We start from the raw sequence: 26,920 nt of genomic DNA, 5'->3' as shown, positions 1-26,920 counted from the left end.
CCCGGCCGGGCCGTCGCCGTGCAGCGGCGCGGACCGCCACCGCCGGCCCGGGGCGCCGGCGGGCGGGCCCGGCCGTCAGCCCTCGGCGCGCGAGGTCAGGCGGAGACGGGTCTCCAGTTCGTGTTCGCCGGGCACGGTGCCCAGCAGCTCCACGCCGAAGACCGCCTCCAGTTCCTCACGGACCTGGCGCACGGGGTCGGCCGCGCCGAAGAGGTCGGCCGCGACCGTCGCGACGGGCTGCGTCCGCACGGCCGCCGCGCCGGCGTCCTGCGTCCTGCGGGTGCGGGCGTCGACGACCATGCACCAGACGGTCGGTCCCGCGCCGGGAGCGGCGGCGTGCGTCTCGCTGCGCGCCGGTCCGGTGCCCTCGGGGAAGGCGGCCTCCAGCGCCGCGAACACCGCCCGCGCGTCCTCATGGCCGCAGCCGGTCAGATGAACACTGACATGGTCCGCACTCTCGGCCCCGCTCATCACCGGTGCTCCTCTGCCGTCAGGGCGCGCTGCGCGCCGGCTCCTCGCCTTTGAGGCTACGGGCGCGCCGGGCACCCGGCACGGCGACGGGTCCATCCGGGGCGGAACGCTCCGGCGCGGCGGGGTGCCGCCGGGGGGTGCCCTTGACCGCCGGCGGAGCGGGGCGGACCCTCAAGTGAGGTGCCCCGTAAGCGAGTTGACGGCGACCGCGGGCGGGGTTCCCACGGTCCGCCCCGCCGCCGGCCGCACCGGAGAGGACACCGATGAGGATCGCGTTTCTGGGCTACGGCGAGATCGGCGCCACGGTACTGGCCGCAATCGCCGCCGAACACGAGCCGGCCGTGGTCGTCACCCATCCCACGCGCTTCGGCGACCTGCACGAACCGCACGTCGCCAAGCTCGCCACCGACCTGGGCCTGCCCGTCGTGGAGGCCCGTCGCGCCGACGAGGCGCAGGCGGTCGCCGCGCTGCGCGCCGCCCGCCCCGACGTCCTGCTGTCCGCGAACTGGCGGACCGTCATACCCGAGTCCGTCCTGGCGGTCCCGGCGCTCCTCCCGCTCAACGTCCACGACGCGCTGCTCCCCGGCTACGCCGGCTTCGGCGCGGTGAACTGGGCCGTTCGCAACGGCGAGAGCCGCACCGGACTGACCGTGCACGTGATGGAGCCCGAGCTGGACACCGGCCCGGTGCTGTGGCAGGTGACCGTGCCCATCGCGCCGGGCGACACCGCGACCACCGTGCAGCAACGCCTGCTGGAGCAGTACCCGGGCGCCGTGCTGGCGGCCCTGGGCCGGGCCGCGTCCGGAGTGCGGCCCGTGCCGCAGCACGGCGGCGGGGCCTCGTTCTACCACCGCATCACCGAAGCGGACACGCGCATCGACTGGACGCTGCCCACCGGGCGGCTGGTCGACCTCGTGCGGGCGCACAGCGACCCCTTCGTCAACGCGTGGTGCACCTTCGCCGGGCGGAAGCTCTACGTCAAGCGGGCCGCCCGGCCCTCACGCCCGCACCGCGGCACGCCGGGGCGGGTGGTGCGGCACGCCGACGGCGGCGTCGCCGTGGTCTGCGGGCGCAGCTGGGAGTCCGGCGCCGACGGGATCGTCCTGCTCGACGTGCGGCCGGAGCACGGCAGTGTGCGGCCGGCGGCCGAGGTCCTGCGCCCCGGCGATCGTCTGGAATGAGCCGCCCCCAAGCAATCCTTTGGGATGATGGTGGAATCCTTTATTCGACTTATACGTCGAAGGTCGGTAGCTTCGTCGGTGTCCGATTCCCCGACACCGATGGGCGGTGTTTCCGTTGATGGGCGAACGCCGAGCGGCGACTCCCTGGAAGTACATGGCCGCGACCGCGATCCTGTGGGGATCGGCCTTCCCGGCGATCCGCGTCGCCCTCGACGGCTACTCCCCGACGGCCATGGCGGTCCTGCGCCTCGCCTTCGCCGTCGTCTTCCTGCTTCCCTTCCTGCTCACCGGACGCATCAGCCGGCTCCGGCGCGGCGACCTCCTGCGGATGGCCGGGTTCGGCCTGACCGGAATGACGGCCTATCAGCTGCTCCTCTACGCCGGCGAGCGGCACGTCGAGGGCGGCACCGCCGCCATGCTGGTGGCCACCTCGCCCGTCTTCGCCACCGCCCTGGGCATGCTGGTGCTGCGCGAACGCCCCGGAGCCCGCGGTGTCACCGGACTCCTCATCGCCCTGTCGGGCGCGCTCGTGGTCGCCACGGCCGGCGGCGGAGGCGGCGGATCGCAGGCGGGCATGGCGATGATCGTGCTGGCGGCGGCCGCCCAGGCGACGTCCTTCATCCTGCAGAAGCCCCTGCTGCGCCGCTACTCCGGCATGGACTGCATCTTCTACGGCAGCCTCTTCGGCCTCCTGCCGCTGCTGGCCTTCGCCCCGGAGGCCGCGGGCGGCCTGGCGACGGCCGGCCGGCAGCAGACCGCCGCCGTGGTGTGGCTGGGCCTGGGCTGCACCGTCCTGGCCTTCTGCACCTGGTCCCGCGTCCTCAAGGCCGCCTCCGCGTCGACGAGTTCCCTGGTCCTCTACGCCGTGCCCGTCGCCGCCCTGGCCCTGGACGCGGTCCTCCTCGGGGCCGTTCCCACGCCCATGGCGGGCCTGGGCGGTCTGATCGTGCTGGCGGGCGTCGGCACGGCAGCGGTCCGCAGGCCGGCACCGTGCCCCTGTCCCCCTGCCGACGCCCCCGCCCCGGCGGCCGGCGAACCCGCCCCCGTCGCCGAACGGGTCCCCGCCACCGCCGGAGCCGGCCGGTAGGGCGAGCAGCGCCCCCACGGTCTCCCGCCGAGCCCCACCAGGCACACGTCCTGGCGGGGCTCGTGGTCTTTCCGGCGGACGGGCCCTAGTCGAGGAGCGCGCCGCAGGAGACGTTCACGGTGGCGGCGGTCATCGAGCCGGCCCGGTCCGAGGCCACGAACGCCGCCACGTCGCCGACGTCGGCCAGGGTCGCCGCCCGGCGCAGCAGGGTCGCCTGCTCGATGCCGGCGACGATCTCCGCACGGCCGGGGAAGTCCGGCGGGAGGCTCTCCGGCACGCCACCGCTCTTGAGCGTCACGAAACGGATGCCGTGCGGGCCCAGTTCGCAGGCCCACTGACGGCGCAGGCCCTCGACGGCGTCGAGGGCGACCACGAACCCGCCCAGCCCGGGCACGGCCTCCGGGCCCGACCCGCCGAACGCCAGGATCACCCCGGACGACCGCTTGACCATGTGCCGGGCGGCGGCCCGCGTGGTCAGGAAGTGGGTGCGCACCGCGTTCCCGACCGGCCGGCCGAAGTCCTCGGCCGCGATCGTGGCCAGCGGTTCCTGGACGTCCCCGTAGGAGATGAGGTTGAACGAGATGTCCACGCGCCCGGTCTGTTCGGCCACGGCGTCCACGAAGGCGTCGACGGACTCCTCGTCGAGCGCGTCGACGCGGGCGGTCTCGGCCGTCCCGCCGGCCGCGCGGATGTCGTCGGCGACCCGGTCGAGCCTGGCCCGGGTGCGGCCGGCCAGGAAGACGGCGGCCCCCTCGGCGGCGAAGGCGCGCGCCACGGCGCCGCCGATCCGGCCCCCCGCCCCGTAGACCAGGGCAACCTTGTTGTCGAGCAGCATGCCCCCTTGCCTACACGGGGTGCGCCCCGCCGTGCCGGGGGACACGCGGGCGAGTCCCGCCCCGGTGGGGAAAGGGGCGCACCCGCGGCCGGCGGGGAGTGTCAGACCCCGGTGCGAGACTTCGTCCGTGAGATGGGCAGTGGCGCAGACGGGAGACGGGGGCGTCCGGCTCTGTCCGGTCGACGGACAGGGGCGGCCGGCCGGACCCGTCGTGGCCGAGCGGAGCCTGGCGGACGCGGTCCGGGCCCGGCCCGGGGCCGGGCGGTGGGTCTGGCGGTCCACGGCACAGACGTACGGGCAGCTGCTCGCGGCGGGCGTCCGCGTCGAGCGGTGCTACGACGTGGAGGCCGCCGAGGCACTGCTCACCGGCCACGAGCAGGGGCAGTCCGGCCAGCCCCGGTCGCTCGCTGCCGCGTGGGCGCGGCTGCACGGGCTGCCGGTGCCGGCGGACCCGCCCGCGCGGGCGGCCGGCGGGCAGCCCTCGCTCTTCGAGCCGGGCCCGACGCCCCTCCCGCCCGGCACCGACGAGCTGGAGGCCCTGCTGCAGGTGTACGCCGCCCAGCAGTCCCGCACCGAGGGCACGGCGCACCCCGGCCGGATGCGGCTGCTGACCGCCGCCGAGTCGGCGGGCACGCTCGTCGCGGCCGAGATGGGGCGGGCGGGCGTGCCGTGGCGCGCGGACGTGCACCGGGCGCTGCTGACCGAGCTGCTGGGGGAGCGCTATCCCGGCGGCCAGGAGACGCGGCGCCTGGCGGAGCTGGCCGAGGAGGTCTCGCAGGCGTTCGGCGAGGGCGTGCGCGTACGGCCCGACCTGCCGGCCGACATCGTCCGGGCCTTCGCGCGCGAGGGCATCGCCCTCTCCTCGACGCGCGCCTGGGAGCTGCGCGGCATCGACCACCCGGCCGTGCCGGCGCTGCTGGAGTACAAGAAGCTCTACCGCCTGCACACCGCCCACGGCTGGGCCTGGCTGCAGTCCTGGGTGCGCGACGGGCGCTTCCGCCCCGAGTACCAGCCGGCCGGCACGGTCACCGGCCGCTGGACCACCAACGGGGGCGGCGCCCTGCAGATCCCCAAGGTCGTCCGGCGGGCGGTCGTCGCCGACCCGGGCTGGTGCCTCGTCGTCGCGGACGCCGACCAGATGGAGCCGCGCGTCCTGGCCGCGATCTCCCGCGACCCCGGCCTGATGGACGTCGCCGGCAGCGGCCGCGACCTGTACGGCGACCTCGCCGAGCGCGTCTTCGCGGGCGACCGCGACCACGCCAAGCTCGCCATGCTCGGCGCGATCTACGGCCAGACCTCGGGCGACGGCCTCAAGCACATGGCGGACCTGCGCCGCCGCTTCCCCCGGGCGATCGCCTACGTGGACGACGCCGCCCGCGCGGGCGAGGAGGGCCGCCTCGTGCGGACGTGGCTCGGCCGCACGTGCCCGCCGTCGGCCGCCGGCCACGACGACGAGGCGGGCCTGCCCCAGGAGACGGAGGCCGCCCCCTGGGGCGGTTCGGCCGCCGCGCGGGCGCGGGGGCGGTTCACGCGCAACTTCGTCGTGCAGGGCAGCGCGGCCGACTGGGCGCTGCTCGTGCTCGCCGCGGTGCGGCAGGCGATCGCCGGCCTCCGCGCGGAGCTGGTCTTCTTCCAGCACGACGAGGTCATCGTGCACTGCCCGCGCGAGGAGGCGGCCGAGGTGGTGGAGGCCGTCCGCGCGGCCGGGGACCGCGCCGGGAGCCTCGCCTTCGGCGAGACGCCCGTGCGGTTCCCGTTCACCACGGCGGTGGTGGAGTGCTACGCGGAGGCGAAGGCGTAACGATTCTCCGGGCCGTCGGCCCGGCCCGGCTCAGGCGATGCCGGCGGGCTCCGCGGCGCGGCGCAGCTCGTTCTTGTCGGGCTTGCCGGCCTCGGTCAGCGGCAGGGCCTCGGCGAAGGAGATGCGGGCCGGCTCGTACATCGCGCCCCGCTCCCTGCGCACCAGGTCGCGCAGCCGGTCCTCGTTTACGCCGGTGCCGGGCCGGGCCACCACGACGGCGTGCACCTGCTCCATGCGGTCGGCGTCGCGGACACCGAAGACGGCGCTCTGCAGCACGTCGGGGTGGGAGTTCAGCAGGTCCTCCAGCTCGGATGTGTAGACGTGGCCGCCCACCACGATGATCATGTCCTTGAGCCGGTCGACGACCGTCAGATACCCCTCCTCGTCGAGGAATCCGACGTCACCGGTGTGCAGCCAGCCGTCGCGCAGCACCTCGGCGGTCAGGCCGGGCTGCTTCCAGTAACCCTGCATCAGGTGCGGGGAGCGCACGCAGATCTCGCCGTGCTCGCCGGCGGGCACCGTGCGGCCCGAGGTGTCGCGGACGGCCACCTCCACGCCGGGCAGCACCTTGCCCGCCGACCGCAGCCGCTCCGGACGTCCGGGGTCGTGCTCCTCGGCCGTCAGCACGCTGATGCCGCCGGCCTCGCTCTGCCCGTAGAACTGCACGAGCACCGGGCCCAGCCGGCGCACCGCGTCGGCGATGCGGGCCGGCGACGCCTGGCAGCCGCCGTACATCAGGGAGCGCAGGCTGGAGGTGTCGGTGCGGGCGGCGTCGGGGTGGTCCAGCAGGCGGTACAGCAGGGGAGGCAGAAGGAAGGTGTCGGTGATGCGCTCGCGCTCGATGGCGGCGAGCACGGCCGCGGGCTCGAAGTCCTCCAGCAGGACCACGACGCCGCCCAGGCGGAGGGTGACGTCGGTGAACAGGCCGGCGATGTGGGCGAGCGTCGTGCACACCAACTGCCGCCGCGGCTCGTCCTCGTGCGCGTCCGGCGTCGAGAGGCTGAGGCCGTTGACCTGCTCGAAGGAGGTGCAGATCCCCTTCGGGTGGCCGGTGGTGCCGCCGGTGTGGCGGATGCTGCAGACGTCCTGCGGCCGGGCCCGGCCGGGGACCGGGGCGTCGGACTGCGCGGCGGCCAGCTCCAGCAGGTCGGTGCCGGTCTCCGTGGGCCCGAGGACGAGCACGGACTCCACCGGCGCCTGCGCGGTGATCTCGGCGGCGCGGCCGGCCCAGTGCGGGTCGACGACGAGGGCGCGCGTCTCGACGTCGCGGACGATCGCGGCCTGGGCGTCGGCCGACAGCTTGTTGTAGAGGTGGTTGACGCTGCAGCCGATGAGGTTGGCCGCGTACCGGGCGGCGACGATCTCCGGCAGGTTGCCGCTCAGCAGGGTGACGGTCTGCCCGGGGCCGAGACCGAGTCCGGTGAGGGCGCGTGCCATCCGGTAGACGAGCGCGCGGAACTCGCCGCCGGTGACGCGGCGTTCCCGGTGGACTAACACCTCGCGTTCGGGAGCGGTCTCCAGGACGTCCAGGGTGGCTTCGACGTACGTGCGGAAGGGGTTCGTGGCGGCATGCATGGGGGTGCTTCCTTCTGCCGTGGCGAGAGCGCTGAGCGCTCCTTTGGTTACCTTGGGCAATTATATGGAAGGTGCACCTATCTGATCAACGGGCCGCTTCCCGCCCTCGTGCCGTGGGCGCAGGAGTCCGGCCTCAGCGCAGGAGGCCCGCCACCACGCCGAGGTCCGAGACCAGGCTCGCGTACGCGGCGGCCCGCTCGGCCTCGTCGGCGCGCAGCACGGCCGAGGGGTGAACGGTCGCCACCAGCATGCCCTCCGCGGCGGCCTCGCCGTCGAACGACGGCAGGGGAAGTGCCACGCCGCGCCGCTCGCCCACCCGGAACGACGAGCCCAGCAGCGACTTGCCCGCCGTGGCGCCCAGCGTCACCACCACCTCCGGTGCGACCATCCGGAGTTCGGCCAGCAGCCAGGGCCTGCAGGCGCTGATCTCCCGCAGGTTCGGGGCCTTGTGGATGCGCCGCTTCCCCCGCGCGGCCTGCTCGAACTTGAAGTGCTTGACCGCGTTGGTGACGTACGCCTCGGCCGGGTCGATCCCGGCCTCGTCCAGCGCCCGCATCAGCACGCCCCCGGCCGGGCCCACGAACGGCCTGCCCTGCCGGTCCTCCTGATCGCCGGGCTGCTCTCCGACGAGCACGACGCGCGCCGACGCCCGGCCGTCGCCGAACACCGTCTGCGTCGCCTCCCGGTAGAGGGGACAGCCGCGGCAGCCCGCGGCCGACTCGCGCAGCGCCTTCAGGCCGCCGCGGCCGGGGACGAACGGGGCAGCGTCGTATCCGTCCCCGCCGTTCGGCCGGGATGCGTGCGCCACATCTCCTCCAGGGCGGTCGGCACCGTCAGGTGCGGTGCGGCACACCTACCACCGGTACCAACGGCCTCCGCCGGAGCGCATGACGAAGCCCAGCAGCCACACGATCAGCAGGATGATCGCGATCCACCACAGCGCCTTCAGCGCGAAGCCGAAGCCGAAGAAGATGAGCACGAGGAGAAGGACGAGGAGCAACGGAAGCACGGAGAACACCTCCCGGAAGGGGCTGCCCGCCCACGGGCAGCGTGCTGTACCTCCAGTGTCGCTCCCACGGCCGCGCGGCGCCCGTCCAGACGGGGGAGGGGGCCGGGCCGCGGTCTCCGGTCAGCGCCCGGCGAAGCCGTCCAGCGCCTCGCGCACGCGCGCCCGCGTCGAGACGCCGCCCTTGTGTCCCGCGTCGTCGACCACGATCAGCCGTGCGCCGGGCCAGGCCCGGGCGAGGTCCCAGGCGGTGTCGAGCGGACTGCTCATGTCGAGGCGGCCGTGGATCAGCACGCCCGGGATCCCGGCCAGCCGTCCGGCGTCGCGCAACAGCGCGCCCTCCTCCAGCCACGCCCCGTGAGCGAAGTAGTGCGAGGCGATCCGGACGAACGCCATCCGCGCCGCGTCGGGCCGCCCGCCGTACGGGTCGGGCGCCCCGCCCGGCTCCAGGGACAGCACCGCGTCCTCCCAGGCGCACCAGTCGGCGGCCGCCTTCGCCCGTACTGCCGGGTCGGGATCCTCCATCAGCCGCGCGTAGGCGCCGACCGGGTCCCCGTCGCGGCCCACGCCGGGCACCCCGGCCAGGAAGCGTTCCCACGGCCCGGGGAAGAACCGGCCGACGCCCCGGTAGAGCCAGTCGATCTCCGAGCGCCGGGTCGTCGTGACACCGGAGACGACGATCTCCGACACGCGCTCCGGGTGGCGCTCGGCGTAGGCGAGGATCAGGGTGGAGCCCCACGAGCCGCCGAACAGCAGCCAGCGCTCCACGCCCAGGTGCTCCCGCAGCCGCTCCATGTCGTCGAGCAGGTGGCCGGTGGTGTTGTGGCGCATGTCGGCGGCGGGGTCGCCGGCGTGCGGCGTGCTGCGCCCGCAACCGCGCTGGTCGAAGAGGACGATCCGGTACCGCCGCGGGTCGAAGTACCGCCGGGCCCCGGGCGTGCACCCCGAGCCCGGCCCGCCGTGGACGACGAGCGCGGGCTTGCCCTCCGGGTTGCCGCAGACCTCCCAGTGGACGCGGTGGCCGTCCCCCACGTCGAGCATCCCCTCGTCGTAGGGGTGCAGGGGCGGGTAGAGCCCGGTCATCGCGCGGTTTCCCCTCGGGTGGTGCGTGCGGGTGCAGCAGGATCGGTGACGGAACGTCAGGAGGCGGGTGCCGTCCCCATCAGGGCGGCGAACGACGCCGGGTCGGTGTCGAAGCCCCGGACGGTGTCGTGGAACTCCCAGCCGCCGGAGGCGTTCCGCCGGAACTCCGCGACCGTCGCGGCCGTTGCCCCGGCCACCCCGCTGAGGTCGTCCGTCGCCAGCTCGGTGTACCCCGAGCGCACCCGGACGCCGGTGCCGGCGATGTCGCCGAACGTCAGCCGGCCGTCGGTCTGCTGGACGACCACGCCGACGACGACTCTGACGAACGCGGGCGCCAGCCGGTCCAGTTCGAAGCTCATCACCTCGTCGAATCCCAGGCCCTGGCCGGTCCGGCTGTCCCGGTCGAGCGTGATCGTCCCGTCGGGGGAGCGGCTGTCGAAGTGCACGAGGTAGGCGGGCTCGCCGTACGGCGCGTCGGCGACGTACGTCGCGGCGATGACGTCCAGGTCGTGGTCCGGCCGTCCCGGGGGGCTCGGGTCCCACTTGATCGCCACTTCGGCCTTCTCGATCCCCTTGCTCGGACTGCTCATTGGGCTCCCCTTCCCATCGCGCGCCGGGCCCCCATGGTGCCACGCCCGCCGCAGCGGCAGCCCGCCCTCGCGAGGACCGCTTCGACGCTGGCCGAAGGCGGGTGACCCCGTCCCGCCGGCACTCCACTATCCGGAGGGAGTCCGCGGTGACCGCCGGTGAGGACTCCTTCCGGGAGGAGAGAACGTTGCAGATCCGCTTCGTACCGGCCCACGGGGTCACGGCAGTCGTCGCCGCACTGGCCGCCGTCGCCCTGTGCGCCGCGCCCCCGGCCGGGGCCGCCGAGCCGCAGGGCGGGCCGCAGGACGCCCGCGTGCCGGCCGGCGTGACCGCGGGCCTCTCGGTCTACGACCGGCAGACCGGCGTCTTCACCGAACAGCTCAACACCCGCACGCGCTTCCGCTCGGCGTCGGTGGTCAAGCTGCTGATCGCGCTCGACCACCTCTGGCTCCGCGGACCGGGCCACGAGCTCCCCGCCGACGACCGCGAGCGCCTCGGTCTCATGCTGCGCAGCAGCGACGACGACGCGGCCAGTCACTACTGGACGCGGAACGGCGGCAGCGCGATCGTCGAGCGGATGGTGGCCCGGCTCCGCCTCGCCGACACCGTCCCCCCGCCGTCCTCCCACCCCGGCTACTGGGGCTACACGGGCCTGTCGGCCGCGGACACCGTGCGGATCTACCGCTACCTCCTCGACGAGGCGCCGGCCGCGCTGCGCGAGGTCGTCATGGGCGAGCTGCACCGGGCCACGCTCCACGGCACGGACGGCTTCGACCAGGGCTTCGGCGCGGCGGCGGCCTTCGAGCGGCCGCGGGCCGTCAAACAGGGCTGGTCCGGCTTCCGTCCCGACGGCAGCGCGGAGCCCCCTCGCCCCCGGGCCCGTACGGTCGACGGCCTGGAACTGTCACGGCCGGCCCTGCACACCACCGGCACGGTGGGACCGGGGGACCGCACGATAGTCGCCGTCCTCACCCTGCACCCGCAGGGCACCTCCTACCGCGACGCGTACTGCGCGCTGGGCCGGCTGACCCGGGCACTGGACGTGCCCGGGGCCGTCCCCACCCGCGGCTGACCCGGACCACGGCGGCCGCGGGCCGCCGGTTCAGCGCCGGGGGCGCTGCCGCCAGCCCTTGACCAGGTCGGAGCCGACGGCGAACGCCGCGAGGGTGGCGATCAGGGGCTTGACGAACAGCACGTCGTCCGCCTGCCACCCCCAGACGGCGAGCGCGGTGAAGAACGGCAGCATGAGCAGGCGCAGCGCCCACCAGCGCACGGGGCGGCGCAGCGTGTAGGCCGCGTCGGGCGCCGCGCCGGACGTGCCGGCCTTCTGCCGGCTGACCGCGGCCTTGCGCCGGGCGACGATCCGGGCGCCGGGCAGCCCGGTGAGCGCCTCGGCCCGCGTCCCGAAGGTCTCGGGCAGGGGCGGCATGCGCAGCGCCGCGATCAGCTCGGCCTGGCGGCGCGGCGCGTCGTCGTTGCCGCGCAGGAGGGCGATCAGGGGCCGGGCGTCGTCGATCCCGTAGGCGCGGGCCACGGTTTCGGCGGTGGCGGTCGTCGTCTCCAGGTCCGGGACGGGGGCGGCCGGGTCCCACTGGTGCTCGGCCAGCCGGTCGCCGTTGTGGACGAGGGTGAAGCCCCGCCGGTCGCCGGAGCGGTGCAGGACGAGGGCCGTCCAGCGCTCGCGCGTGGTGAAGACGCCCGCCGCGCCGACGAGCCGGTCCCGGGTCATCAGCGAGCCGCGGCGGGCGGGGTCGGGATCGAGGGCCACCTCGACCAGGGTGTGCCAGCCGTTGGCGCCGGTGGCCAGGCGCAGCGGCGTGCTGTTGGCGGAGGTGGCCTCGGCGACGGTGTCGAGCGTCGCGGAGACGACGGCGAGGGAGCAGTGCTCCGATTCCCAGGCCGGGGCGCCGGCCCCGTCGGGGAGGACGGCGGGCTGCGGGGGACGCCCGAAGAGGGGGGTGTTCATGGCGACCTGGATCCGCACGCCGGTGCGGAAGTCCAGGAACTGCTCGCGCGCGTCGCCGAGGTAGGCCCAGGGGAACTCGGTCGCGTGCACGCCGATGGCCCGGAACTGCTCCAGCGCATCGGCCCAGCGGCCGGCCCGCGCGAGCATCAGGGCGAGGTGGTTGCGCACCCCGGCGATCTCCTCGTCGCCGGCCTCGTAGTGGGCGACGAGGCCGAGGGCGCGCTCGACCGCCGCGTCGATGCGGTCCGGGTCCAGGGGCCCGTCCTCGACTGCGGAGGCGACGACCGCGTACTCGACGGCCGCCAGCAGCGGCAGGGCGTGCAGCAGGGAGCCGGGCAGTGCCTGGTCGGCGGCCTGCTCGGCGAAGGCGAACATCTCCTCGTGGGAGCCGAACCACTTCTCGCACAGGTACTGCAGGGCCGAGGCATGGCAGCCGAAGTGGTGCGAGGAGCGGGCGGTGGCCTCCTGCCAGTAGCCGTCGAACACCTCGCGGGGGGCCTGGCTGCCCCGGGCGTGGGTGAGCGCCACCCGCCAGGGGACGGGGTCCGTGGGGTTGAGCTCCACGGCGGCGCCGATGACGGGCACCGCGTCCTCCAGCAGCGCGAAGAAGCCGCGGAACCGGTCCTCGCTGACGTGCTCGGCCCGTGCGCCGCTGCGGATCTCCCACGCCTGGTGGATGCACAGGTCCGCCTTGACCAGCACCGCGTCCGGGTCCTCGGGCGCGGCGGAGAGCCAGGCGTCCAGCCAGCCGGGGTTGTGCAGGGCGAATTCGGCGAGCGCGGAGACGTAGGTGTTCCGGCGCTCCCACTGCATGCCGAGCCGGGTGGCCGCCAGGAGCTCGCGGGCCGGCTGGTGGTCGCCGCCGGCGGCCGCGGCCAGGGCGGCGCGCAGCGGCGCGTCCGGGGCGTCGAGGACGACGGCCTCGTCGGGCGGCAGCCCCACGCTCAGGGTGGAGGCGTGGCGCAGCATGCGCGGATAAGTGATCAAGGAACGCGGAGAGAACATAGGTTCCCTATTAAAAACCGTGTTCCGGCCATGGCCCAATCACTGACGGCCCGTCGGCGGCCCGCCCCGCCGGAGCCTTCCGGCGGGGCGGACGGTCCGGGCCTTCAGGAGGTCTGGGCCCGCTCGTAGAGGCTCTTGGCCTCGTCGCCGAAGTAGGGGCCGAACATCCTGTTCGGCAAGAAGGTGTAGCCGAAGCTGTTGACCGATGCCTGCAGGCCGGTCCCGGTGGCCTCGTCGAACGAGGCGAACCAGGGTCCGCCGCTGGAACCGCCGGTCATGTTGCAGCCGAGGCCGTGGTCCTTGGTCAGGAGGAAGTCCTTGGAGGAGGTCCCGCTGCAGTGGATGAGCCTGCTGCCGTCGTAGGGGGAGGCGGCGGGGAAGCCGAAGGCGTACATGGCCTTGTTGTAGCCGCCGTTGAACTCCAGGCCCTGCGCGCCCACCGCGTCGGTGAGCCGCTTGCCGTCCAGCGGGCCGACGACGGCCGCGCCGACGTCGAAGTTCATGCCCGTCTGCTCGTTGGCCACCCACTCCGGGGTGGCCATGGTGGTGGTCGCGCCCCACTTGCCGTGCGGTGCCTGCCCGTCGCGGTAGCCGGGGACGAAGACCCAGTTGGTGTGCCAGCTGCCCTGGTACTTGACGCAGTGCCCGGCAGTCAGCACGGTGCTGCCGTTCTTGCTGGTGACGGCGTTGCCGGAGCAGGAGGCGGTGCGGTTCTGGAAGGTGAAGAACACGCGGCCGGAGGTCCGTTCGACCGCGCCGCCGCCGGTCCAGGGGCCACCGGCCTGCGGGAAGGACCGGACATCCGCCGCAGGGGCGGTGGGCGCGACGGTCGTCGGCCGGCTGCCGGGCGCGGGGACGCGCAGGGCGCCGGGGGACGCGGTGGCGGCGGGCAGGTCGAGCGGGGTGGCCGCGCGCATGCGCTCGGGGGTCCAGAAGGCGGCGGCCTGCCGCTGCGCCGCCGTCGTGGCGGTGTGCGCGGTCGCCGGTGCGGGGGCCGGGGCGGCGCCGGCCGCGGTGGCCTGCACACCCGTGACGGTCAGGGCGCCGGCGGCCAGCAGGATGCCGGTGGTCGTGCGGCGGGGACGTCTCACGCGTACTCCTTCTGCCGGGGCCGCGCGGTGCGGAGCGGTCCGCGCGGACCGTGTGGGGGCCGGGCCGCGGCGTCGGCGGTCCGGGCAGACGAGTGGTGCGGATTGACGGTGCGTGAGGCAGCGTGCCACGGGACGCCATGATTTGACAGGGGCGTGTCAAAGATGGGGTCTGTGTGCGGCGGTCATTCGAGTGATCTCCCCGGTTCGTCGATCGGGTTTCTCCGTCGAGCGGGTGTGATCAATATATGAATGACCGCCAGGGCCGCCCCAGTGGCGGATACGACAGATCGCCTACCGTTTCCGACATGAAGATCTCCGTGCTGGTCGTCGACGGCACCTCCGACTCCGGCCTGGCCGCGGTCCTGGAGGTCCTGCAGACGGCCAACGAGCTGCGCGCGGAACTTCCCCAGCCCCCGCCGCCCTGGCAGGTGACCTGCGTCAGTCCGCACGGACCGGTGCGCACCGCCGCGGGGCACGCCGTCACGGCCGTCCTCCCCGGGGCCGCACCCGCACCGGACCTGCTCGTCGTGCCCGGCGTCGGCCACAAGCAGCCGGAGCTCCTCACCGCGTGGGTCGCCGCACCCCAGCGCAAGTCGGTGCAGGACGTGGTCCGCACGGCCCGCGCCACCGGGGTGCCGCTGGCCGCCGCATGCACCGGAACGTTCCTGCTCGCGGAGAGCGGCGTCCTCGACGGCCATCCGGCCACCACCAGCTGGTGGCTGGCGCCCCACTTCCGCAAGCGCTACCCCCTGGTCGCCCTCGACGAGACGCGGATGCTCACGCACGCCCCCGGCATCACCACCGCCGGAGCCGCCACGGCCCACCTCGACCTGGCGCTGGGCCTGGTGCGCGGGAGAAGTCCCGCGCTCGCCGACCTGACCGCCCGCTACCTGCTCATCGACACCCGCCCCACCCAGGCCGGCTATGCCGTCCCCAGCCACCTCGCCCGGACCGACCCGACCGTCAGCGCGTTCGAACGCTGGGTGTGCGACCACCTCGACCGGCCCCTGCGCATCGCCGACGCCGCGCGCGCCCAGGGCACGAGCGAACGCACCCTGCAGCGCGCCATCGACCGCGCCCTGGGCGTCTCGCCCCTGCGCTTCGCCCAGCGCATCCGCCTGGAACAGGCGGCTCACCTGCTGCGCACCACGGACCTGCCCACCGAGGCGGTGGCCCGCCGGGTGGGCTACGAGAACGCCACGACCCTCACCACCTTGTTGCGGGAGCGCCTGGACACCACCCCCGGCCGCCTGCGCCGCCAGGCCCTCGGTCGGCGGTGACCCGGCTCCGCGCACGCACCGAACCCACCGCACCACCGCCGGGAGGCACTCCCCATGACGAAGACAGGGACGACGCTGGTCGTCGGGGCGGGCATGGCCGGGCTGTCCGCAGCCCGCGCACTGCACCGCGCCGGCCACGCCGTCACCGTGCTGGAGGCCCGCGACCGCCTCGGCGGCCGGCTGTGGACCGAGGAGTGGCAGGGCCTGCGCATCGACCTGGGCGCCTCCTGGATCCACGGCGTCGAGGGCAACCCCGTCACCGAGCTGGCCGTGGAGGCCGGGGCCGCCATGCTGGTCCACAACGCCGGCACCCTCTCCTACGGCCCCCGGCCGGGAACGGTCGTCCGCGCCGCCGACGGCCGCCGCCTGACCCCCGCGGAGAGGCGCGAGCGGGAGGCCGACCACGAGGCCGCCGGCGAGAAGCTGTTCGCCCGGGCCGGGGACGCCGACGACGGGGAGTCGGCCGCGGCGGGGCTGCGCGGCGTGCTCGACGCCTCCGGGACCGGCCCGGAACGCGCGCGGCGCGTCCTGGAGGCGCGCAGCCGCATGACGGAGGACGACTGGGGCGCCGGCATCGAGGAGATCTCCCTGGCCGGAATGGTCAGGGGCGAGGACTTCGAGGGCGACGAGGTCGTCTTCCCCGACGGCTACGGCCGGCTCGCCGAACACCTCGCCCGGGGCCTGGACGTACGGCTCGGCCATCCCGTCACACGCGTCACCCACGACGCCGGCGGCGTCACCCTCCACACCGACGGCCACGGCGCGTTCACCGCGGACCGGGCCCTGCTCACCCTGCCGCTCGGGGTGCTCAAGGCTGGCGACGTCGTCTTCGAACCGGCCCTCCCCGCGGCCAAGCAGGGCGCCGTCGAGCGGCTCGGCATGGGCCTCTACGACAAGCTCTACCTGCGCTTCCCGGAACCCTTCTGGGACGACTGCCAGGTGATCCGCCAGGAGGGCACCCCGCACGGGGCCTTCGCCCACTGGTACGACCTGCGGCACGTCCTGCACGCCCCGGTGCTGGCAGCCCTCAACGGCGGCCCCGTCGCCCGCCGCCTCGAAGCGCTGGACGACGCCGCCGTCGTCCGTGCCGCCCTCGACGGGCTGCGCCGCATGTACGGCGAGGGGGTGCCCGAACCCGTGGCCCACCGCCTCACCCGCTGGGGCGCCGACCCGTGGGCGCGCGGCTCCTACTCCTTCCCCGCCACCGGCTCCCGCGCCGGCGACCACGACGCCCTGGCCGAACCGGTCGGCGGACGCCTGTACTTCGCGGGCGAGGCCACCTCGGGCGACCACAGCAGCACCGTCCACGGCGCGCTGCTCTCCGGCCTCCGGGAGGCCCGGCGCATCCTGGGCGGGTGAGCCGCGGGCCGGTGCGGTCAGCCCGTGGTGTCGACCCCGTCGAGTCTGTCCAGCCACGCCAGCTGGATCGACTCCAGGATGCGCAGGTTGCAGCGGGCCGGGTCGTCGCTGAAGGCGCTCAGCGCGGCGGCCCGGTCACGGATCTCCGTGAAGTCGACGGTCAGCGGCTCGGCCGCGGGGTACTGGGCGGCGAGGTCGGCCGCGATCTGCTCGATGTCGGTCCATCGCATGGGCCGAGTGTGTCCGAACCGGACGCGCGGGTCCAGGGACGGTGGTTCATCCGGCGGACCGGTCACCCGCCCTGGCCGATTCCCTGCGGCGCCGCCGGTCGGTGACGGCGGGGAACGCACCGGCCAGCAGCAGGGCCGCGGAGGCCCACAGCGGCAGGTGGAAGAGCGTGACATCGCCGTGGAGCCAGCGCGCCGCCACGGCGACCGGCACCAGCGCCACCAACCCGATGACCGCGGTCCTGAGGTGGCCGCCCCCTCCCCGGCGCAGTTCCCAGGCGACGAAGACCGCGGCGAAGAGGACGTAGAAGGCGATGCGTTCGGGGGTGACCGGCAGGCTCGTCGTCCAGCGGGTCAGATGGGCGAGGAGCAGGGCCACTCCGAGACACACGCCTGCGACGCCGGCGAGGTAGCCGACCCGCTGCCGCAGGGGCCGGCGTTCACGGGCCCAGGCCGCCGCGAACGCGGCCACGTCCTCGCCCACCACGTCCGTGCCCGACCGCCCCGCCGCGGCCGCCTCCTCCAGATGGGCGCGCAGCTCCTCGCGCATCTCGCGCACCGAGGTGTCGTCGACGCCTCGGTAGGTCCAGTTGCTCTCGCAGATCGCGAGTATCCGTTCGTCCGTCATGATGCCCGTTCCCCCTCCGTCCCCGCGTGCAGCGTCCGGCTCACGGCCGGGGCGAAGTCCCGCCAGGCGTGGCGCCCGGCGGTCAGCTCCGCCCGCCCGGCACCGGTCAGCCGGTAGTACTTGCGCGGTGCCCCGCCCGCGGCGGACGGGGCGCGGTACGCGTCGATCAGCGCGGCCCGCTCCATGCGGGCCAGCAGCGGGTAGATGCTGCCTTCGCTGACCAGCTCCAGCCCGCTCGCGGCCAGGGCCTCGACGAGCTCGTAGCCGTAGCGCGGCCGTTCCTCGATGAGCGCCAGGAGACACAGGTCGAGCACCCCGCGCAGGAGTTGGCTGCGGCGTTGGTCGCCCGTGCCGGACGGCGCCTTTGTCATGCGGTACAAGGTAATCGGGGATTGCCTTGCGCGGCAAGGTAATCGGGGGAGGCGAAGCGGAGGAGGCGCGGCCGGTGGGGTCAGTCCCCGGAGCCGATCAGCTGCACCGCGTGGAGGGCGGCCGACAGGGCGCGGTCGTCGCCGTCCTCGGCGCCCGCGGCCACGTCCAGGGCGGTGTCGGCGAACTTGATCACGTGCGCGTCGCCGTGCGCGGCGGCCCGCTCGAAGACCTCCCCGGCGGTGACCGACGAGGCGTCGGGCGGGGACAGCGGCGTGTGCGCCGCGTAGAGGGAGGTGATGGCCGCGGTCGCCGCCCAGGCCACCACCAGCGAGGGCCGCCACAGCTCCTGCGGCAGCACGGGCAGGGTGCGCAGCACCGCGTTGGGCGCGGTCGCGGCGTGGACCATCATGACGCCGTCCCCGTGGCCGTAGGCGCCGTAGTTGAGGGTGGCGGCCCGCACCAGCGCGGTCAGCTGCTCCCGGACGGCCTCGGGGGAGTCGGGCACGCACAGGGAGTCCGCGGTGGCCGTCCAGCCGCGGGTGCCGGGCAGCTGGGCGTAGCCGCGCAGGGGCGTGACGTTCTGTTCGGCGATGCGGGGGAGTGCGGCCAGCGCCTCGGCGGGCGCCGCCCGGCCGGCGGGGGCCACGGTGACCGGCAGGGTGGTGTGGCGCGCGGCCCAGTAGCCCAGGGCGTGCGCCAGCTCCGCCCGGCGCGGGGCGTCCTCGCCCAGGGTCGTCAGGGCGCGCACGGCATGGCCCACCCGGATGACGGGGTGGGTGGCGGCGCCGGCGATGCCGGGCAGCAGGCGGGGCCACCACGCGGCGAGGACCTCCCGCCAGGGCTGCACGGTGACCCGGTGGGAGAAGTAGACGGTCCAGTCGGTGACCCGCAGGGGGTCGCCCAGGGCCTCGCGCCAGGTGGCGTCGGTGATGCGGCTGCGCGGCGGCGGGACGTCCTCCAGCCTCGTCTCGTAGGTGTCCAGCCAGCGGTGCACGGTGTCGCCCCGGCCCCGGTGGGCCAGAGCCTCGACCGTCATCGGGCCGTGGTTGCTCAGGTACTCCCGGAACTCGGGGCCGTGGCCGTGGAGGCGGTGTAAGGCTTCGTCGAGGGTGCCGTTCGTCGTGTCCATGCGCCGAGGCTAGGCCGCGCACCGTGCGGACCGTAACGGTCCAGGGCCCTACACCGGAGGTCGTACGGCGGGCCCCGGGCGGCGGGCGTCCGGCTCACACCTGCGGGTGTAATCCCGGTTCCGGCGTATGCGCCCCTCTTGGCAGGGAATAGCCAGTATGCGGGGCCGCTCCGTCATGCGGTCCGAGCCGGTTCCGGTACGGCGGTTCCGGGCGAGACAAGGAGCGACGGCATGACCACTTCGTCCGCCACACCCTCTCCGGCCGACGGCTCCCTCCCCGCCCGGCCGCCGGGCGACACGGTCCACGACTGGGCGGTGGACCCGCTGCCCGCCCTGAACTTCGACCCCCTGCTGCACCGCCTGCTGCGCGAGGAACCCGTCGCCCGCATCCGCCTGCGCTACGGCGAGGGCGAAGCCTGGCTGGTGACGCGCTACGAGGACGTCAAGACCGTCGCCTCCGAACCCACCCTCAGCCGCGCCCTGACCGTCGACCGCCCCGTCACCAGCATGACCCCGCACGTGGTGGCGCCCGCCGGCGGGATCGGCCGCACCGACCCGCCCGACCACACCCGTCTGCGCCGCCTGGTCGCCCAGACCTTCGGGCGCAAGCGGGTGGCGGCCCTGCGCCCCCGGGCCCAGGAGCTGGCCGAGCGGATGACCGGCCGGATGGCGGAGCTGGGCCCGCCCGCCGACCTGACGGAGTGCCTGACCGGGCCGCTGCCCGCCCAGCTCATCGGCGACCTGCTGGGCGTGCCCGCCCACGACATCGACCGGCTCCAGGGCTGGCGCGCCGTCATCCTCTCCAGCAACCACTCGCAGGAGGAGAGCGACGCCGTCAAGCGCGAGATCGCCGGCTACTTCCGCGAGCTGGCCGGCCACCGCGCCGACCACCCCGGCGAGGACCTGTTCAGCGCCCTGGTCGCGGCCCAGGGCGAGGGCGAGCTCAGCAGCCCCGAGCTGATCTCGCTGGCCGTCATGCTCGTCCTCAACGGCATGGACGCGGTCCGCAACCAGGTCTCCAACATGGTCTACGCCCTGCTGACCCACCCCGAGCAGCTGGCCCGCCTGCGCGCCGAGCCGGAGCTGCTGCCGCAGGCGGTGGAGGAGCTGCTGCGCTACATCCCCCACCGCAACGGCGTCGGCCTGCCGCGCATCGCCACCGAGGACCTGCACGTCGCCGGGGCCACGATCCGCCGTGGCGAGGTGGTCTACGTGTCCTACCTCGCGGCCAACCGGGACTCCTCCGTCTTCAAGGACCCCGACCGGCTCGACATCGCCCGCGACGAGGCGCCCAACCTCTCCTTCGGCCACGGCGCGCACTACTGCGTGGGCGCCCTGCTGACCCGGATGGAGGCCGAGGTCATGCTCTCCACGCTGCTCGGCCGCTTCCCGCGGCTGCGCCTGGCCGTCGACGAGAAGGACATGCGCTGGCGGTGCGGCTCCATCAACCGCGGGCCCGAGGCCCTGCCGGTCACGTGGTGAGCGCCGTTCCCCCGTCCTTGCCGTCGGCGGAGGGCGCCGCCGGCTCCCCCTCCGCCAGGGCCAGCAACTGCTCGGCCGTGACCCCCTCGGGCACGGGCGCCGGCGCGGGCGTGCGCAGCGGCGGCTGCCAGCCCGCCTCCCGGTCCCAGGTGCGGACGACGCGGGCGGGCGCACCGGCCACCACCGCGTGGTCGGGCACCTCGCCCCGTACGACGGCCCCCGCCGCGACCACCACGTTGCGGCCCAGCCGGGCGCCCGGCAGGATCACCGCCCCCGTGCCGATCCAGCTGCCGGGGCCGATCTCCACCGCCTCGCTGCGGGGCCACTGCCTGCCTATGGGCGTGTGGGGATCGTCGTAGCTGTGGTTCGTGGTCGTCACATAGACGCCCGGGCCGAAGAAGCAGTCGTCGCCGATGGTCAGCGACGCGTCCGCGATCACATGGCTGCCGCGTCCCAGGACGACCCCGTTGCCCAGGCGCAGCAGCGTGTCGGGCCCCAGGTCGAGGTCGGGCATCATGCCGGCGGTGAGCGTCACGTCCCGGGCGACGATGCAGTGCTCGCCCACCTCGATCCACGGCTCGCCGAAGACCGTCCCCTGCGGGAAGGCGAGGCGCGTGCCCGCGCCGAGCCGCCGGAAGCGGTACGGGCCGGGCCGCTCGGCGGTCACCGCACCGGCGTCCCGCACCCAGCGCGCCCCGCGGTGCACCGCCCGCGAGACGGCGCGTCGCCGCCAGGCGGCGAGGGATGAGAACACGTTCTGCTGCGTCGGCACCCCCTCACCGTACTCAGCGCGCCCCGGCCGGACGGCGCCCGGTGCTGTGATCTTCGACCCACCGGCGTCACCGGGACGAGTGAGGCATGGCCGGGCGGCCGGGTGGCGAGGATCCCCTCCCGCCCGGCCCGCCCGACGGCGCGGCCGGCCACCGGGACCGATCACCCGTACCCCGATCCGAGGAGACACCCCCATGCCCCGCACCTCACCCCTCCGGGTCCGCCCCGCCCTCACGGGCGGAGCCGTGGGCACCGCGCTCGCCCTGCTGGCGCTGCTCGCGCCCGCGGGGCAGGCCGCGCCCGCCGCCACGTCCCTGCGCTTCACCAAGGGGACCCAGGCCCACTCCCGGCTGACCGTGCTGAAGGGACAGCGGACCATCGCCTCGTTCCGGGCCGGCTCCGGCTACAGTGACCAGGAGTGCGCGCGAGGACGGGGCTGGCTCCCCGACGGGACCTACACGCTCGGCGTCCACCACACCGCCTACAACGGCAACCTCGTCAAGGGCTACGCCATCGAACTGGGCAGCAAGCGCTGCTGGGACGGCACCTACCGCAACGAGCTGTTCGTCCACAGCGAGATGACCCGCGACGGAGGCCGGGGCGTCGCCGAGGACCAGCGCTGGGACGGCAACGCCGACTACCACTCCCACGGCTGCATCAAACTGCGCCCCGAGGACATCAAGAGCCTCTTCCGCATCCTCGGGCGGGAAGGCTGGCCGAGGACCCTCAAGGTGACCCACGGCTGAACCACGGCCGCCCGCCCGGGGCGTCCGGTCCGGTGAAAGACCGGCGGGGCCGCGCCGTCCGGCACGGCCGCGCCCACCGCCGCCGGTACGGTGGCCCTCCGGCTCGCGACGCACGGCCCGCTGGAGGAGACGCATGGCGGTGGACTTCGACCTCGGCCCCGCGGCCGACCGGATGGCCGGCCTGCTGGAGGCCGTGCCCCGCGACCGGCTCACCGCCCCCACGCCCTGCGCGCGCTACACCCTCGGGGACCTGATCGAGCACGTCGGCGGCCTGTCCCTGGCGTTCACCGCCGCCGCCGCCAAGGCCGCCCCGGCACCCGGCACCCCCCAGGGCCCCTCCGGGAACGCCGCGGCGCTCGGCGACGACTGGCGCACCCGCATCCCCCTACGGCTCGCCGCCCTCGCCGACGCCTGGCGGGACCCCGCCGCCTGGGAGGGCACGACCCGGGCGGGCGGCGTCGAACTGCCCGCCGCCGTGGCCGCCAGGGTGACCCTCAACGAACTGATCGTCCACGGCTGGGACATCGCCCGCGCGAGCGGACAGCCGTTCGACTGCGGTGAGCCGGAGCTGCGCGCGTGCCTGGAGTTCGTGTCGCAGTTCGCTCCCGGACCGGACGGACGGGCCGCCCCCGAGGGTCTCTTCGCCCCCGCCGTCGACGTGCCCGCCGACGCCCCGCTCCTGGACCGGGTCATCGGCCTGACCGGACGCGACCCCGCCTGGACGGCCCCCTGACACCGGCCGGGACCGTCCGCGCGCCGCCGTGGCGCGGAACGTACCCGTGCCGACCGGAACGCCTGGCCGTCGGCCACGCCCCCCTCCTACGATTGCCGTAACCGGGGGAGAGGCTGGGGCCATGGCACGCAGGACCACCGAACTGGGGCGCGGCGTCGAGAACGCCGTCGGATGGACCATCAGAAACCTCGACGGGGTCGTCGCCCTCGGCGCCGCCCTGATCATCGGCGCCCTGGACGTCTTCGGCCAGCAGATCGACGACAACGTCACCTCGGGAGCGACCCTCCTGGTGCTGGCCGCCCTGGTCTTCGGCACCCTCACCGAACGGCGGCGCCGCGTCAGCGACATCCGCAGCGCCATGACGGACACCCGGCACGCCCTGGAAGACCTCACCATGGTGCGCTCGCTCTCCGGCGCCGAGCTCGAACGCGCCCTGGACCGGGCGCGGCTGAGCACCGACCGGTGGGTGTTCAAGGGTGGCACCGGCACCTACCTGCGGGCGGTGACCCTGCCCGTCTGCGTCCGGGAGGCACAACGCCAGCGTCGCTCGCTCGCGATGAAGATCGACATCGTCAACCCGGCCGACGAGCAGGCGTGCGCGGCCTACGCCCGCTTCCGCCAGACCTTCGCCCATCGGCTGCATGTCGTCCCGCCGGAGGCGTGGAGCGCCGACCGCACCCGCAAGGAGTCGTTCGCCACGGTCCTCGCCGCCTGCTGGTACCAACAGCGCCTGGACACCCTGGAGATCGACGTCTACCTCTCCTCGGTCGTGCCCACCCTCCGGTTCGACCTGTCCGGGTCCTGCCTGATCATCACCCAGGACGACCCGCAGCGGGTGAACCTGCTCGTGGAGCGGGACCGGCCGCTGTACGACTACTACGTCACCGAGCTCCACCAGAGCCGCGAGCAGGCCCACCACCTCGACCTGTCCCGCACCGAGCCGCTGAGCGAGGAGCCGACGGTCGACGAGGTCCTGCGGCTCTTCGAGGGGCTCGCCCTGCCGCTCCCCGCGGCCTTCACCGACCGGGACGTCGGCGACATCATCGACAAGGCACTGCATGCGGAGAATCCCTACCGGAGGTGAACTCCCCAGTGCGTCGCAGCCCCGTGGAGTACGGACTCATCGAACAGGCCATGGCCGAGGGCGGGACGGAGGGCGGCGCGGTCACCGCGCTGTTCGCCGCGGCGGCCACGGCCCTTGAGGAGATCGCCGCCGGGCGCGGCGGACCGCACGCCGTCCGCCACCCCCTCGGCTTCCTGTGCCTCCCGGTGCACCAGGAGGACGACCGCGGAGTGTGCGTGCACGTCTTCGGCTCCGGGACGCCCGGCCGGGCGGCGGCCGGGCTCACCACCTCCGCCGTCCACGCCCACAGCTGGGACCTCGCCAGCTGCGTGCTGTACGGCCGCGTCGGCAATCTGCGGGTCCAGGTGCACGACCGGCCCGAGGACCCGACGCACCGCGTGTACGCCGTGCACAGCGACGCCTCGGCGGTGGACGAGATCCGGCCGACACCCCGTCTGGTGCGGTGCACGCCGGGCCCCGAGGAGACCAGCTCCGGCGGCGAGATCTACACCCTGCCCGCCGGACAGTTCCACGCCACCGTCGTGCCGCCCGGCACCGCCGCGGCCACCCTGCTGTTCGGCCGCACCCGGCCCGGGCGGTGCGACCTCAGCCTCGGACCGGTGCATGGCACCCACCACCGGGTGGTACGACAGACATGCGACGCCGCACAGACCGCCCGGACGGCCCGTACTGTCCTCAGGAGGATCGATGGACGCCACTTCCCCTGACTCCCCGGCCCCCGGCGGCGGCCCCCGGCTCCCCGGCGACCCGGAGGGACGGTACGCCGCCGATCGCGCGGTGGCCGTCGGCGCCGCCCGGGAGGCGGGCGCGCTGGTGCGCTCGCGCTTCCAGGACGACTACGCCGTGCGCGCCAAGGGCGAGGGCGGCGACGTGGTCACCGACCTCGACCTGCAGGCCGAGCGCCTGATCGTGGAGCGCATCCGGCAGCGCTTCCCGCACGACCGGATCCTCGCCGAGGAGGCCGGCACCGTTCCCGCGCAGCGCTCCGGCGCCCCGCACCGCACCTGGCTGGTGGACCCGCTCGACGGCAGCAACAACGTCGTCATCGGCCTGCCGGCCTACGTCGTCGGCATCGCCCTGTGCGTCGACGGCGCGCCCGTGGTCGCCGTCGTCCACGACCCCGTCACCGACCGGACGTGGACGGCGGCCGCCGGCGGCGGTGCCTTCGGCCCGGGCGGCCGGCTGGCCGGCCCCGCCCGCCCGTTGTCCCCGGCCGGGCCGCTGCTCGCCTGGACCCAGGGCCACGGCGTCGCCCGCCGGGATCCCGTGGCGCGGGCGCTGAAGGGGACGCTGGACGTGCGCTGCCGGCGGCTGCTGCAGCTGTGGGCGCCCCTGCTGGCCTGGGCCATGCTCGCCCGCGGTGACATCGACGGCTTCGTCGGCTACCGCGCCGAGGGCATCGACCTGCCCGCGGGCGTCCTGCTGGCGGCCGAGGCGGGCCTGGAGATCCGCGACCTGGAGGGCCGTCCCTTCCGCGGCAGCGTGGACGGCCCCGACACCGACCGCAGCTTCGTCGCCGGCCGCGCGCAGGACCTCCCCTACCTCCTCGGCCTCGTCGCCGCCGGGGCCGGAAACGGCGCCCCTCCCGCGCTCAGCCGGCCGCGGTGACCGTGCACCGCTTCCCGCCGGCGTTCCCTCAGCCCGTGAGGACGAGGGCCGGCACGGCGGTGAGCAGGGCCCCGGCCGCGAGCACCGCGCCCGTGGCGGTGAAGCGCCGCAACGACACCCGGACCCCCTGGGCGTGACAGCGCTCGAACCACAGCAGCGTGGCCAGGGAGGCCCACGGCGTGATGACCGGACCCACGTTGGTGCCGACGAGCAGCGCCAGCAGCTGCTGGTGATTGCCCTCCGGGACCGCCGACTCCCCGGCGAGGTAGACCGGCAGGTTGTTGAGCACGTTCGACAGCCCCCCGCCGACCGCCCCCGCCCGGAACATCCCGAGCAGCCCGCCGTCCGCCCCCACCGCGGACGCGAGCAGGCCGTGCAGACCGTTGACGTCGACCGTCTCCACCACCAGGAACAGGCCCGGCACCAGCACCAGCAGCCGCCAGGGGACCAGGGAGAGCCGCAGCGCCGACCGCCGGCGCACCGCGAAGGCCACGACCGCCAGTGCGGTGGCCGCCGCCGACGCCGCCCACAGCGGAACGGCGTCGATCAATATCGCCAGCAGGAAGACCGCGCACGCCACCGCGCACACGCGGAACAGCACCCGGTCGGCGGGCCGGTGCCGCTCCGGCGGAACGTAGACGTCCGCACCGCGTTCGCCACGCCGCCAGTAGAACAGCCACAGACAGCCCATCGTCACGGCCACCGCCGCCAGTTGGGGCGCCCACATCCTCGCGGCCAGCCCCACGGGGGAGAGCGCCACCCGGTCCGCGGCCAGCAGGTTCGTCAGGTTCGACACCGGCAGCAACAGGCTCGCCGTATTGGCCAGCCACACCGTCGTCATCGCCAGCGGCACCGCCGCGATCCCCACCCGCGACGCCAGCGCCAGCATCACCGGCGTCAACAGCACCGCCGTGGTGTCCAGGTTGAGGGTGATCGTCGTGACCGACGCGAACACCACGCACAACAGGAACAACCGTGCGTAACTCCCGCCGCCGGCGCGCGCCACCCCCGCCGCCACCACGTCGAACACCTCGGCCCGGCTCGTCAGTTCGGCCAGCACGATCACCGTGCCCAGGAACGCCAGCAACGGCGCGATCCGCACCATCGCGTCCCCGGCCGGCCCCGCGGGCAGCAACCCCGTCGCCAGGAACAGCAGGCCGCAGGCCAGCACCCCGCCGGCCAGCCAGTCCAGCACATGCAGACGTCGTAAGGCGCGCACGGGCAAGAGCATCGCACACCGATCGCACGAATACAGTGACCGGGGATGACCCGCTTCCTAGGATGGGGCCATGGTGGCACGCGAGGAACTCGCCGGGCAGAACCGGCCGTTGGACTTCTTCATCAGCTACTCACCGGCCGACGAGCGATGGGCGTCGTGGATAGCCTGGACGCTGGAGGAGGCCGGCTACCGCACCGTCATCCAGGCGTGGGACTTCGTCCCGGGAACGAACTTCGTCGACTTCATGGACCGCGGCGTCAGCGAGTCCGCCGCCGTCATCGCCGTCCTCTCCCGCAACTACGAACGCTCCCGCTACGGACGCATGGAGTGGCAGGCCGCCCTGCGCGCCGACCCCGACGCACCCGACCGCAGACTGATCACCGTCCGCGTCGAGGACATCCCCGTCGAGGGCCTGCTCGCCACCATCACCTACGTCGACCTCGTCGGCGTCCAGGACACCGCCGCCGCCCGCGAGCTGCTCCTCACCCGCGTCGGCCACGCCCTCGACGGCCGCGCACGCCCCGCCCGGCACCCCGGCTTCCCCGGCCGTCCCCCCGCCCCCGCCCGCCCCGCGCCGGCCGTGGCCCCGCCCC

Annotated in this window: 28 protein-coding genes; 13 read left to right on the top strand and 15 right to left on the bottom strand. The window is 74.8% G+C overall.

The window, feature by feature from the left end; all coding sequences use genetic code 11:
- Window positions 1–75 precede the first annotated feature (75 nt).
- On the bottom strand, window positions 76–471 hold the full coding sequence (locus LE181_RS27860; RefSeq protein ID WP_225664271.1) for a hypothetical protein: 396 nt from the start codon (window positions 469–471) through the stop codon (window positions 76–78).
- Window positions 472–734: 263 nt separating this feature from the next.
- On the opposite strand from LE181_RS27860, the gene LE181_RS27855 reads away from it, so the two are divergent.
- On the top strand, window positions 735–1,652 hold the full coding sequence (locus LE181_RS27855) for a methionyl-tRNA formyltransferase (RefSeq protein ID WP_225664270.1): 918 nt from the start codon (window positions 735–737) through the stop codon (window positions 1,650–1,652).
- A gap of 118 nt (window positions 1,653–1,770) precedes the next feature.
- Complete coding sequence (locus LE181_RS27850) at window positions 1,771–2,739, top strand: DMT family transporter (RefSeq protein ID WP_225664269.1); 969 nt, start codon at window positions 1,771–1,773, stop codon at window positions 2,737–2,739.
- 85 nt (window positions 2,740–2,824) lie between these two features.
- On the opposite strand, the gene LE181_RS27845 is transcribed toward LE181_RS27850, so the two are convergent.
- Window positions 2,825–3,574 (bottom strand): SDR family NAD(P)-dependent oxidoreductase, encoded by a 750-nt coding sequence (locus LE181_RS27845; protein ID WP_225664268.1) that lies wholly within the window; start codon window positions 3,572–3,574, stop codon window positions 2,825–2,827.
- A 127-nt stretch (window positions 3,575–3,701) separates the two neighbouring features.
- On the opposite strand from LE181_RS27845, the gene LE181_RS27840 reads away from it, so the two are divergent.
- Window positions 3,702–5,375, top strand: coding sequence for a bifunctional 3'-5' exonuclease/DNA polymerase (locus tag LE181_RS27840; protein WP_225664267.1), 1,674 nt, complete (start codon window positions 3,702–3,704; stop codon window positions 5,373–5,375).
- A 30-nt stretch (window positions 5,376–5,405) separates the two neighbouring features.
- On the opposite strand, the gene LE181_RS27835 is transcribed toward LE181_RS27840, so the two are convergent.
- The 5 genes from LE181_RS27835 to LE181_RS27815 all read right to left on the bottom strand — a co-directional run bounded on the left by LE181_RS27835 (window position 5,406) and on the right by LE181_RS27815 (window position 9,629).
- Window positions 5,406–6,950 (bottom strand): AMP-binding protein, encoded by a 1,545-nt coding sequence (locus LE181_RS27835; protein ID WP_225664266.1) that lies wholly within the window; start codon window positions 6,948–6,950, stop codon window positions 5,406–5,408.
- Window positions 6,951–7,083: 133 nt separating this feature from the next.
- Window positions 7,084–7,758 (bottom strand): UdgX family uracil-DNA binding protein, encoded by a 675-nt coding sequence (locus LE181_RS27830; protein WP_225664265.1) that lies wholly within the window; start codon window positions 7,756–7,758, stop codon window positions 7,084–7,086.
- A 45-nt stretch (window positions 7,759–7,803) separates the two neighbouring features.
- Complete coding sequence (locus LE181_RS27825; protein WP_190107864.1) at window positions 7,804–7,959, bottom strand: DUF5670 family protein; 156 nt, start codon at window positions 7,957–7,959, stop codon at window positions 7,804–7,806.
- Window positions 7,960–8,079: 120 nt separating this feature from the next.
- On the bottom strand, window positions 8,080–9,039 hold the full coding sequence (pip, locus tag LE181_RS27820) for a prolyl aminopeptidase (RefSeq protein ID WP_225664264.1): 960 nt from the start codon (window positions 9,037–9,039) through the stop codon (window positions 8,080–8,082).
- A gap of 56 nt (window positions 9,040–9,095) precedes the next feature.
- On the bottom strand, window positions 9,096–9,629 hold the full coding sequence (locus LE181_RS27815) for a TerD family protein (protein WP_225664263.1): 534 nt from the start codon (window positions 9,627–9,629) through the stop codon (window positions 9,096–9,098).
- Window positions 9,630–9,775: 146 nt separating this feature from the next.
- Here LE181_RS27815 and LE181_RS27810 point away from each other — a divergent pair, with 146 nt between their 5' ends.
- Window positions 9,776–10,699, top strand: a complete 924-nt coding sequence (locus LE181_RS27810) for a hypothetical protein (protein ID WP_308103504.1) — start codon at window positions 9,776–9,778, stop codon at window positions 10,697–10,699.
- A gap of 30 nt (window positions 10,700–10,729) precedes the next feature.
- Here the strand turns inward: LE181_RS27810 and LE181_RS27805 are convergent, their stop codons facing one another.
- Together LE181_RS27805 and LE181_RS27800 are read right to left on the bottom strand one after the other, a co-directional pair.
- The gene (locus LE181_RS27805; RefSeq protein ID WP_225664262.1) at window positions 10,730–12,580 is read right to left on the bottom strand and encodes a hypothetical protein; all 1,851 of its coding nucleotides are present in this window, start codon (window positions 12,578–12,580) and stop codon (window positions 10,730–10,732) included.
- Window positions 12,581–12,702: 122 nt separating this feature from the next.
- The gene (locus LE181_RS27800) at window positions 12,703–13,689 is read right to left on the bottom strand and encodes a trypsin-like serine peptidase (RefSeq protein ID WP_225664261.1); all 987 of its coding nucleotides are present in this window, start codon (window positions 13,687–13,689) and stop codon (window positions 12,703–12,705) included.
- 305 nt (window positions 13,690–13,994) lie between these two features.
- Between LE181_RS27800 and LE181_RS27795 the strand changes: the two genes are divergently transcribed.
- Window positions 13,995–14,969 carry a GlxA family transcriptional regulator gene (locus LE181_RS27795; RefSeq protein ID WP_225664260.1) on the top strand — a complete coding sequence of 325 codons (975 nt, stop codon included), beginning with the start codon at window positions 13,995–13,997 and terminating at the stop codon, window positions 14,967–14,969.
- Window positions 14,970–15,023: 54 nt separating this feature from the next.
- On the top strand, window positions 15,024–16,328 hold the full coding sequence (locus LE181_RS27790) for a flavin monoamine oxidase family protein (RefSeq protein WP_225664259.1): 1,305 nt from the start codon (window positions 15,024–15,026) through the stop codon (window positions 16,326–16,328).
- Window positions 16,329–16,345: 17 nt separating this feature from the next.
- Here LE181_RS27790 and iscX read toward each other — a convergent pair whose 3' ends face one another.
- From iscX to LE181_RS27770, 4 genes are all read right to left on the bottom strand, one after another.
- Entirely contained in the window at window positions 16,346–16,558 is a 213-nt protein-coding gene (iscX, locus tag LE181_RS27785) for a Fe-S cluster assembly protein IscX (protein WP_225664258.1), read from the bottom strand.
- Window positions 16,559–16,604: 46 nt separating this feature from the next.
- Window positions 16,605–17,183: a hypothetical protein gene (locus LE181_RS27780; RefSeq protein WP_225664257.1), complete on the bottom strand. Its 579-nt coding sequence runs from the start codon at window positions 17,181–17,183 to the stop codon at window positions 16,605–16,607.
- Window positions 17,180–17,554: a PadR family transcriptional regulator gene (locus LE181_RS27775; protein WP_225664256.1), complete on the bottom strand. Its 375-nt coding sequence runs from the start codon at window positions 17,552–17,554 to the stop codon at window positions 17,180–17,182. Before LE181_RS27775 ends, LE181_RS27780 begins: the two co-directional genes overlap by 4 nt.
- Before the next feature lie 80 nt (window positions 17,555–17,634).
- Window positions 17,635–18,684 carry a questin oxidase family protein gene (locus tag LE181_RS27770; RefSeq protein WP_225664255.1) on the bottom strand — a complete coding sequence of 350 codons (1,050 nt, stop codon included), beginning with the start codon at window positions 18,682–18,684 and terminating at the stop codon, window positions 17,635–17,637.
- A gap of 231 nt (window positions 18,685–18,915) precedes the next feature.
- Between LE181_RS27770 and LE181_RS27765 the strand changes: the two genes are divergently transcribed.
- On the top strand, window positions 18,916–20,166 hold the full coding sequence (locus LE181_RS27765) for a cytochrome P450 (RefSeq protein WP_225664254.1): 1,251 nt from the start codon (window positions 18,916–18,918) through the stop codon (window positions 20,164–20,166).
- Here LE181_RS27765 and LE181_RS27760 read toward each other — a convergent pair.
- On the bottom strand, window positions 20,156–20,938 hold the full coding sequence (locus tag LE181_RS27760; RefSeq protein ID WP_225664253.1) for an acyltransferase: 783 nt from the start codon (window positions 20,936–20,938) through the stop codon (window positions 20,156–20,158). The genes LE181_RS27765 and LE181_RS27760 overlap by 11 nt on opposite strands.
- Window positions 20,939–21,131: 193 nt before the next feature.
- Between LE181_RS27760 and LE181_RS27755 the strand changes: the two genes are divergently transcribed.
- The 5 genes from LE181_RS27755 (at window position 21,132) to LE181_RS27735 (ending at window position 25,108) form a co-directional block, all read left to right on the top strand.
- Window positions 21,132–21,683: a L,D-transpeptidase family protein gene (locus tag LE181_RS27755; protein ID WP_225664252.1), complete on the top strand. Its 552-nt coding sequence runs from the start codon at window positions 21,132–21,134 to the stop codon at window positions 21,681–21,683.
- Window positions 21,684–21,816: 133 nt separating this feature from the next.
- Entirely contained in the window at window positions 21,817–22,416 is a 600-nt protein-coding gene (locus LE181_RS27750; protein ID WP_225664251.1) for a TIGR03086 family metal-binding protein, read from the top strand.
- A gap of 121 nt (window positions 22,417–22,537) precedes the next feature.
- Window positions 22,538–23,500 carry a hypothetical protein gene (locus LE181_RS27745; RefSeq protein ID WP_225664250.1) on the top strand — a complete coding sequence of 321 codons (963 nt, stop codon included), beginning with the start codon at window positions 22,538–22,540 and terminating at the stop codon, window positions 23,498–23,500.
- Between the two features lie 8 nt (window positions 23,501–23,508).
- On the top strand, window positions 23,509–24,207 hold the full coding sequence (locus LE181_RS27740) for a hypothetical protein (protein ID WP_225664249.1): 699 nt from the start codon (window positions 23,509–23,511) through the stop codon (window positions 24,205–24,207).
- On the top strand, window positions 24,188–25,108 hold the full coding sequence (locus LE181_RS27735; protein WP_225664248.1) for an inositol monophosphatase family protein: 921 nt from the start codon (window positions 24,188–24,190) through the stop codon (window positions 25,106–25,108). The genes LE181_RS27740 and LE181_RS27735 overlap by 20 nt, the downstream gene beginning before the upstream one ends.
- A 28-nt stretch (window positions 25,109–25,136) precedes the next feature.
- Here LE181_RS27735 and LE181_RS27730 read toward each other — a convergent pair whose 3' ends face one another.
- Window positions 25,137–26,327, bottom strand: a complete 1,191-nt coding sequence (locus tag LE181_RS27730; RefSeq protein WP_225664247.1) for an ArsB/NhaD family transporter — start codon at window positions 26,325–26,327, stop codon at window positions 25,137–25,139.
- Between the two features lie 70 nt (window positions 26,328–26,397).
- Between LE181_RS27730 and LE181_RS27725 the strand changes: the two genes are divergently transcribed.
- Window positions 26,398–26,920, top strand: a 523-nt coding sequence (locus LE181_RS27725; protein ID WP_225664246.1) for a toll/interleukin-1 receptor domain-containing protein, incomplete at its 3' end; no start/stop codon positions are given.

Origin of the sequence: Streptomyces sichuanensis, assembly GCF_020328095.1 — a bacterium.
GTDB lineage: Bacteria > Actinomycetota > Actinomycetes > Streptomycetales > Streptomycetaceae > Streptomyces > Streptomyces cinnamoneus.
Note: the sequence above shows the minus strand (reverse complement) of the source record. Positions and strands in the feature narration are given on the sequence as shown.

Bases quoted from the DNA above. Each gene is read 5' to 3' on its own strand.
- LE181_RS27755 (WP_225664252.1), top strand. From the start codon at position 21,132: ATGCCCCGCACCTCACCCCTCCGGGTCCGCCCCGCCCTCACGGGCGGA.
- LE181_RS27815 (WP_225664263.1), bottom strand. From the start codon at position 9,629: ATGAGCAGTCCGAGCAAGGGGATCGAGAAGGCCGAAGTGGCGATCAAG.
- LE181_RS27735 (WP_225664248.1), top strand. From the start codon at position 24,188: ATGGACGCCACTTCCCCTGACTCCCCGGCCCCCGGCGGCGGCCCCCGG.
- LE181_RS27850 (WP_225664269.1), top strand. From the start codon at position 1,771: ATGGGCGAACGCCGAGCGGCGACTCCCTGGAAGTACATGGCCGCGACC.
- iscX (WP_225664258.1), bottom strand. From the start codon at position 16,558: ATGCGATGGACCGACATCGAGCAGATCGCGGCCGACCTCGCCGCCCAG.
- LE181_RS27835 (WP_225664266.1), bottom strand. From the start codon at position 6,950: ATGCATGCCGCCACGAACCCCTTCCGCACGTACGTCGAAGCCACCCTG.
- LE181_RS27745 (WP_225664250.1), top strand. From the start codon at position 22,538: ATGGCACGCAGGACCACCGAACTGGGGCGCGGCGTCGAGAACGCCGTC.
- LE181_RS27790 (WP_225664259.1), top strand. From the start codon at position 15,024: ATGACGAAGACAGGGACGACGCTGGTCGTCGGGGCGGGCATGGCCGGG.
- LE181_RS27860 (WP_225664271.1), bottom strand. From the start codon at position 471: ATGAGCGGGGCCGAGAGTGCGGACCATGTCAGTGTTCATCTGACCGGC.
- pip (WP_225664264.1), bottom strand. From the start codon at position 9,039: ATGACCGGGCTCTACCCGCCCCTGCACCCCTACGACGAGGGGATGCTC.
- LE181_RS27765 (WP_225664254.1), top strand. From the start codon at position 18,916: ATGACCACTTCGTCCGCCACACCCTCTCCGGCCGACGGCTCCCTCCCC.
- LE181_RS27775 (WP_225664256.1), bottom strand. From the start codon at position 17,554: ATGACAAAGGCGCCGTCCGGCACGGGCGACCAACGCCGCAGCCAACTC.
- LE181_RS27855 (WP_225664270.1), top strand. From the start codon at position 735: ATGAGGATCGCGTTTCTGGGCTACGGCGAGATCGGCGCCACGGTACTG.
- LE181_RS27770 (WP_225664255.1), bottom strand. From the start codon at position 18,684: ATGGACACGACGAACGGCACCCTCGACGAAGCCTTACACCGCCTCCAC.
- LE181_RS27795 (WP_225664260.1), top strand. From the start codon at position 13,995: ATGAAGATCTCCGTGCTGGTCGTCGACGGCACCTCCGACTCCGGCCTG.
- LE181_RS27780 (WP_225664257.1), bottom strand. From the start codon at position 17,183: ATGACGGACGAACGGATACTCGCGATCTGCGAGAGCAACTGGACCTAC.
- LE181_RS27845 (WP_225664268.1), bottom strand. From the start codon at position 3,574: ATGCTGCTCGACAACAAGGTTGCCCTGGTCTACGGGGCGGGGGGCCGG.
- LE181_RS27750 (WP_225664251.1), top strand. From the start codon at position 21,817: ATGGCGGTGGACTTCGACCTCGGCCCCGCGGCCGACCGGATGGCCGGC.